The following is a 6,744-nucleotide window of genomic DNA, read 5'->3' as shown; positions in this document are numbered from 1 at the left end:
ACTCTCCATTGTAAGTTATCTATTTTATACACTGTCTATAAAACCGCCTCTTCGGCAAATCCCATAAACCTTCCCTCGTCTTTCTCAGGTTATTATTTTTTTCGCCTTACATCACTTCAAAGAACTTAACACCACTCATTTGTGGCCCTTGACAGAGACCGAAAACTTCCGCTTTCCGTTCCGATTTTTTACCCTTCCTTGCTGAAGGGAGTGCAAAGGTAAGAGATGTTTTTTAACTTCCAATACTCTTTGCCAAAATTTATTTTTTTGATCCGATCTCCTCTCTAAACCCACTTACCTATCTCTCAGATCTACACCGGAAGCGTTCTCCCGATCCCCCAAACCCTCTCCGTTTCCGTCGTTTGGGAGTGCAAATATCCCCCTTTTATTTTGAACGGCAATAGTTCTAAGGAAAATAATTGAAGGATATTCATAACTAGCTGAGAACAAAGAGAAAAATTTATCTAAAAAGAAAATGCCTGCAGAAATAATTTCCGCAGGCACATTTTGAAGCTAATTCTATTTATTAAAGCTTTTTCAAAACAATATTTCGCCAATATACTTTAATACCACCACCATCGTGGATCTGTAGGCAGATTCCACCTTTACCTTCACCTATTTTGGCATCTGAGAAGTTCACCATCTCTTTTCCATTCAGGTAAGAGGTCACATTATCTCCCTTCACTACTATTCTCATTTTATTCCATTCACCAAACTTCAAGTATTTATCTTTTTCAGGGTCTGGCTTAACCAACCAACCTCTTCCATAAGACTCATAAATACCACCTGTGTCGTGTCCTGGAGGAGCAACCTCTACTTGCCAGCCTGAAACTTTGGTTCCGTCAACAGTAGATCTGATAAACACACCACTGTTTCCATTAGCCTCCTGCTTAAATTCTAATGTGATTTCAAAATCATCATAATTTTCGTTTGTCCCCAGATATCCATATCCCTTATCAGGACCACTTTCTGAAACCAACAATCCGTCTTCCACATACCATTTCTCAGTTCCATAAATAGTCCATCCAGTCAAGTCCTCTCCGTTGAACAACTTTTCTTTCTTTTGCGCATTGGCAAAACCTACAGATGCAAGTAGCACAATGGCTACTAATAGCTTTTTCATAGTTTTTTGATTTTAATATTTTTAAACCAAGTCACGGCACCGTGATCTTGAAGTGAAATCAATCCTGTTTTAGAGATAGCGTAATCCGGGTAATCATTCCATTTACCAGAATTTCTAGCAGCTGTCCATTCTTCAGAATAAGGAACAAACTCAACAGTTTTCTTCCCATTCAACCAATAGCTGGATCCAGCTTCGGAAAATATGATTTTAGAGTGGTTCCATTCTCCAGCAGGCTTAACTGCTCCTTCATAATCAGGCTCAGTCATTGCATAATCTGCTCCTATAGACTGCCATTTTTCAAGTGGATCAGGAAACCCTAATTGATCAATAACCTGATACTCTGGTCCAGTTTCATAAGGAGCATGGTATTGTGGCCCTTCTACCACATGATAAAGTACTCCACTGTTTCCGCCTGGAGAGATCTTCCAATCCCATTCCATTTCGAATTGCTCAAACTCCATTGGACCAAAAACGATGTCGCCACCTATATCTCCTCCTTTGCCAAGAGCTTTTAGTGCACCATCCTCCACAGTCCATCCCTCTGGAAATGAATCACCATTGAATGCTCTCCAGCCTGAAGGATCAGTTCCATCAAATAAAAGCATCCAACCTTCGGATTTCTCTTCTTCTGTAAGGGTGTTGTCAGGTACAACAACTTCCTCTACCACTTCCATTTCGGTAGACTCTTCCGCTGGCTTTGGTCCGCAAGACCAAACTAGGGTCGCCAATACGATGCCAGCTAATTTTGTATGTTTCATATGTAATTAAGTTTTCTTCCTTTTGAATTTTGAACCCAAAAGTTAATTGAAATTTTTAAAAAAGTGATTTGAGAAAATGTAATTTTTCACAAGCGGTCTATTCTTTTTTTACTTAAGAATTTCAAATTCTTTTCAAATAAGCACTTGCTCCAAGCAATCTACTCCCATACCAAGAGAAATATTCCCCATCAACCAATTTTACTGTAGCCTCTGGAAATTGTTTCTTAAAATCAGCTAGGTGTTTTTCCTTAAAAGGAAAGGGTTCTGAACTAAGCAAAAGGTAATTTGGATTCAATTCTTTAAGCTCTTCCATTGTCAACGTAGGATATCGACTTTTAGTCACTTTATTTTCAAAGCCAGCAAGTGATAACATTTCATTTATAAAGGTATCTTTCCCTGCCACCATGATTGGATTATTCCAAATCAAATAAACTGCAGTACCCTTTTTCTCAAATGACTCTTTAAAATCACTTTTTAATAGAAATACAATTTCTGAAGCTTTTTCATTTGCGTCAAGCATTTTCCCTAAGCCTAGAATCATCTCAAAACTATCCTGGAGAGTTGTAATATCACTAATCCAAACAGGATACTCTTTTGCCAACTTTTCTATTCCTTCCCTCTCATTTTCTTCTTTGTTCGCAATAATCAAATCAGGCTTTAATCCTTGAATTACCTCAAAGCGATAATTTTTTGTACCTCCTACAATTGTCTTGGTTTTTAGAAGGTGTTTTGGATGGACGCAAAATTTTGTTATTCCCACAATCCTATCCACTAAACCCAAATCAACCAATAGTTCTGTTTGGGAGGGCACCAATGAAACAATCCTTTGAGGAGAGCTCGGTAGAACAATATTCCTATTAAGTTGATCGGTGTAAATCATTGGGAATAAAAACTAACCCACCCTATTTATTAAGAGCGGGTTAGGAATCATAAGTTTTGATTATTTGATGTATCTGAAATCAAAAGTTGGATCAAATTCCATCACAAACTCATACATCAAGTTTATCACTTGCTCTACATCTTCTTTACTGGCAGTTTCAACAGTTGTATGCATGTATTTAAGTGGAAGAGAAATCAACGCTGATGGAACTCCTTCATTTGAATAAGCAAAAGCATCTGTATCTGTCCCTGTAACTCGGGAGGCAGCTGATCGTTGGAAAGGTATTTCCTTCTTTCTAGCTGTGGCAATGATTAAATCCAGAAGCTTTTTGTGAACAGATGCACCATAAGTCAAAACAGGGCCTTTACCTGCTGTAAAGTCTCCACTTGTGACCTTATTATATAAAGGAGCTGTGGTATCATGGCACACATCGGTAATTATAGCTGCATTGGGTTTGATTTTAGCTGCAATCATTTGTGCTCCACGCAAACCAATTTCTTCTTGCACCGCGTTGACAATATATAGTCCAAAGGGAAGCTGTTTCCCTGACTCTTTGATTTTTTTGGCTACTTGGGCAATCATATAACCCCCGATTCGATTGTCCAAAGCTCTTCCCGAGTAAAACTTATTGTTCAATTCGATCAGTTCATCTTTGAAAGTAATCACACAGCCAACGTGGATTCCCATTTCCTCCACTTCACTTTTTGATCTAGCCCCTACATCTATGAAAATATTATCCAAAGTAGGCGCATCTTCTTTCCCTTCCTTGCGGACGTGAATAGCTGGCCAGCCAAAAACACCTGGAATAATTCCTTTGTCAGTATGAATATTGACTCGCATCGAAGGTGCAATCATATGATCAGAACCACCGTTTCTTCTTACATAGATGTAACCATCGTCTTTGATGTAGCTCACAAACCAGCTGATCTCATCAGCATGTGCTTCAATCACCAGCTTGTATTCAGCTTCAGGATTTATAACTCCGACAGCTGTACCATAATTATCCGTGAAATAGGTATCAACATATGGCTTGATGTAATCCAACCAGATTTGCTGCCCTGAGGCTTCAAAACCTGTAGGAGATGGATTGTTTAAATACTTATATAAAAAGGAGTTTGATTCCATGTTACTTATTGAATTAAAATAGTTGTGTTTAATTTTCATTAAAGCGGGATATTCCCATGCTTCTTTCTTGGGATTTTATCCACTTTATTTTCAAGCATTTTAAATGCTTTGATCAATTTCATACGGGTTTCGGAAGGCATGATCACTTCGTCAATGAAGCCACGATGTGCAGCACGATAAGGATTTGCAAACTTCGCAGTATACTCATCCACTTTTTCTTGAAGCTTCGCCTCTGAGTCATCTGCCTCAGCAATTTCCCTTTTAAAGATAATCTCAGCAGCACCTTTGGCACCCATAACCGCAATTTCGGCAGAAGGCCAAGCGAAATTCAAATCCGCCCCGATGTGTTTTGAATTCATCACATCGTAGGCTCCACCATAGGCTTTCCGAGTTATGACAGTAATTCTAGGAACCGTAGCCTCTGAAAATGCATAGAGCAATTTTGCTCCATTTGAAATGATCCCATTCCATTCTTGATCTGTGCCAGGCAAAAATCCCGGTACATCAACCAATACCAGCAAAGGCACATTAAAACTATCACAAGTCCTAACAAATCTGGCAGCTTTTGTAGAAGCATGATTATCCAAAACGCCAGCCATGGATTGAGGTTGGTTGCCTACTATTCCGATACTTCTTCCAGCTATTCTGGCAAATCCAACAACGATATTGTCAGCATAATTTTCATGAACTTCCAAAAACGAGTCTTCATCGACAATTCCTTTTACAGCGTCTCGAATATCATAAGGCTGATTTGGGTTTTCAGGAATTAAATCATCCAATTCTTTTCGTCTTTCATCATCCGCCATTTCATAAGGGTAAATAGGAGCTATTTCCTCACAATTTTGCGGCATGTAACTTAAAAGCTTTTTAATATGCTGGATGCAGGCAAGTTCATTCGCACATGCAAAATGAGTTACTCCGCTCTTGGTGCTATGGGCCGATGCCCCACCCAGCTCTTCTGCTGTGACGGTTTCCTGAGTAACAGTTTTGACCACATTTGGCCCTGTAACAAACATGTAGGAGGTATTCTCAACCATCAAGATAAAATCAGTGATTGCCGGAGAATAAACTGCTCCCCCAGCGCATGGCCCCATGATGGCAGATATCTGTGGAACAACACCAGAAGCCAAAGTATTTCTATAGAAAATATCGGCATAGCCACCCAATGAATTCACTCCTTCTTGGATTCTTGCACCTCCTGAATCATTAAGGCCAATGACTGGCGCTCCGTTTTTCATGGCCATGTCCATAATCTTACAGATTTTTTCAGCATGTGTTTCAGAAAGTGATCCCCCAAAAACCGTAAAATCCTGAGAAAAAACATAGACCAATCTGCCATTGACTTCTCCGTAGCCAGTCACCACTCCATCACCTAGGTAATGCTCTTTATCCAAGCCAAAATCTTTTGCCCTATGCATCACGAACTTGTCAATCTCCTGAAAAGATCCTTCATCCATCAGTAATTCTATTCTTTCCCGAGCAGTGAGCTTTCCTTTTTTATGTTGGGCTTCAATCCTTTTCTCTCCTCCTCCAAGTAAGGCTTCAGCATTTTTCTTTTTCAGTAATTCAACCTTTCCTTCTTTTCCGGTAGGTGTATAATTGGGTTTATTCGTTTCGTTCATGAGTTTTTCATTAGACTAGTTCAAATATAGCAGGCTTTGTCTGCTAAGGAAAAAATCTTCTTTGAATGGGTCTTTCCTTTCTGTTTTTTCCTTTTACTCAATAAAAGTAATAGGCTCTTTAAGCTAAGGCATTCATCAGGATATTCCCACGAAAATCACCCACTTCCAAAAAATCCAATAATAAAATTTGAGTGGAAAGGGCTCATTTCAAATAACTTTCTATATTCGCGCATCCAAAAAATTGGTAACATATGAATACCCAAAAGGCGGCGGTAATAGATATGGGAACCAATACATTTCATTTGTTATTGGTTGAACTGAATCATTCTGGATTCAAGACTATTTACAAGGAAAAAATTCCTGTAAAGCTGGGAAAAGGTGGAATCAACCAAAACCAACTTGCTGAGGACGCTCAAAAAAGAGCCTTTCATACTTTAAAACATTTCAAAAACCTGATTGATGGTGAACATATCGATCAGGTTTTTGCTTTTGCTACCTCTGCTGTCCGCAATGCGGAAAACGGAATGGACTTCGTAAAAAAAGTCAAAGAAGATATCGGAATTACGATAGAGGTGATTTCTGGTGAGGAAGAGGCTCAGATGATTTATGAAGGAATCCGCTTATCAGGCTCTTTAAATGGACAAGTAGAGCTCATGATGGATATCGGAGGCGGTTCTGTAGAGTTTATTATAGGTACTTCTCAGGAAGTTTTTTGGAAGCAAAGTTTTGAAATCGGTGGACAAAGGCTATTGGAACTCTTCCATTACCATGACCCTATTTTGCCTGAAGAAATCACCAAATTAGAAGAATACCTAGAGGTAAAATTAGCTCCTTTATTAGAGGCTATTCAAACTTATAAACCAACCGGTTTGGTCGGTGCATCAGGAACTTTCGACACCTTGACAGATATTTATTTCGAATCCATGCTGCAATGTAAACTTACGGGCCAACATGTTTTTGAATTGCCTGTTGATGAGTTTGAAAAAATCCACCACATGCTGCTCACCAAAAACAAGGAGGAACGTTTGCTGATTCCAGGGATGATCCCAATGCGAGTAGACATGATCGTGGTAGCGTCCAGTTTGATTGAATTTATCCTGCGATATATTCCTGTCAAATCCATGACATGCTCACATTATGCGCTAAAAGAAGGAGCAATCTCCAGAGTAATGAAGCAATTTGCAGCTATCTAGGAAAGACACTAAATCAAGTCTTTTCTTTTTTCTAATAAATAAG

General features: G+C 39.1%; 6 protein-coding genes. 1 reads left to right on the top strand and 5 read right to left on the bottom strand.

Annotated features, from left to right (window positions below):
• Positions 1-526: 526 nt before the first annotated feature.
• The 5 genes from J0A69_RS06815 to J0A69_RS06795 all read right to left on the bottom strand — a co-directional run bounded on the left by J0A69_RS06815 (position 527) and on the right by J0A69_RS06795 (position 5,508).
• Complete coding sequence (locus J0A69_RS06815; protein ID WP_206585759.1) at positions 527-1,123, bottom strand: 3-keto-disaccharide hydrolase; 597 nt, start codon at positions 1,121-1,123, stop codon at positions 527-529.
• A complete protein-coding gene (locus tag J0A69_RS06810; protein WP_206585758.1) occupies positions 1,120-1,881 on the bottom strand; it encodes a 3-keto-disaccharide hydrolase in 762 nt (253 codons plus the stop codon). Before J0A69_RS06810 ends, J0A69_RS06815 begins: the two co-directional genes overlap by 4 nt.
• A 121-nt stretch (positions 1,882-2,002) precedes the next feature.
• Positions 2,003-2,761, bottom strand: coding sequence for an ABC transporter substrate-binding protein (locus J0A69_RS06805; RefSeq protein WP_206585757.1), 759 nt, complete (start codon positions 2,759-2,761; stop codon positions 2,003-2,005).
• A 60-nt stretch (positions 2,762-2,821) separates the two neighbouring features.
• Positions 2,822-3,886, bottom strand: a complete 1,065-nt coding sequence (locus J0A69_RS06800; RefSeq protein WP_206585756.1) for a M42 family metallopeptidase — start codon at positions 3,884-3,886, stop codon at positions 2,822-2,824.
• Positions 3,887-3,924: 38 nt separating this feature from the next.
• On the bottom strand, positions 3,925-5,508 hold the full coding sequence (locus J0A69_RS06795; protein ID WP_206585755.1) for an acyl-CoA carboxylase subunit beta: 1,584 nt from the start codon (positions 5,506-5,508) through the stop codon (positions 3,925-3,927).
• Between the two features lie 251 nt (positions 5,509-5,759).
• Here J0A69_RS06795 and J0A69_RS06790 point away from each other — a divergent pair, with 251 nt between their 5' ends.
• Entirely contained in the window at positions 5,760-6,701 is a 942-nt protein-coding gene (locus tag J0A69_RS06790) for a Ppx/GppA phosphatase family protein (RefSeq protein ID WP_206585754.1), read from the top strand.
• The last annotated feature ends 43 nt before the right edge of the window (positions 6,702-6,744 follow it).

The sequence above is a fragment of the Algoriphagus pacificus genome (assembly GCF_017254845.1).
In the GTDB taxonomy this organism is placed as follows: Bacteria; Bacteroidota; Bacteroidia; order Cytophagales; family Cyclobacteriaceae; genus Algoriphagus; species Algoriphagus pacificus.
The sequence above is the reverse complement of the archived record's forward strand: the minus strand, read 5'-3'. Positions and strand labels throughout refer to the sequence as shown.

Coding starts and splice junctions, on each gene's coding strand:
- J0A69_RS06815 (WP_206585759.1), bottom strand. CDS start 1,123: ATGAAAAAGCTATTAGTAGCCATTGTGCTACTTGCATCTGTAGGTTTT.
- J0A69_RS06810 (WP_206585758.1), bottom strand. CDS start 1,881: ATGAAACATACAAAATTAGCTGGCATCGTATTGGCGACCCTAGTTTGG.
- J0A69_RS06805 (WP_206585757.1), bottom strand. CDS start 2,761: ATGATTTACACCGATCAACTTAATAGGAATATTGTTCTACCGAGCTCT.
- J0A69_RS06800 (WP_206585756.1), bottom strand. CDS start 3,886: ATGGAATCAAACTCCTTTTTATATAAGTATTTAAACAATCCATCTCCT.
- J0A69_RS06795 (WP_206585755.1), bottom strand. CDS start 5,508: ATGAACGAAACGAATAAACCCAATTATACACCTACCGGAAAAGAAGGA.
- J0A69_RS06790 (WP_206585754.1), top strand. CDS start 5,760: ATGAATACCCAAAAGGCGGCGGTAATAGATATGGGAACCAATACATTT.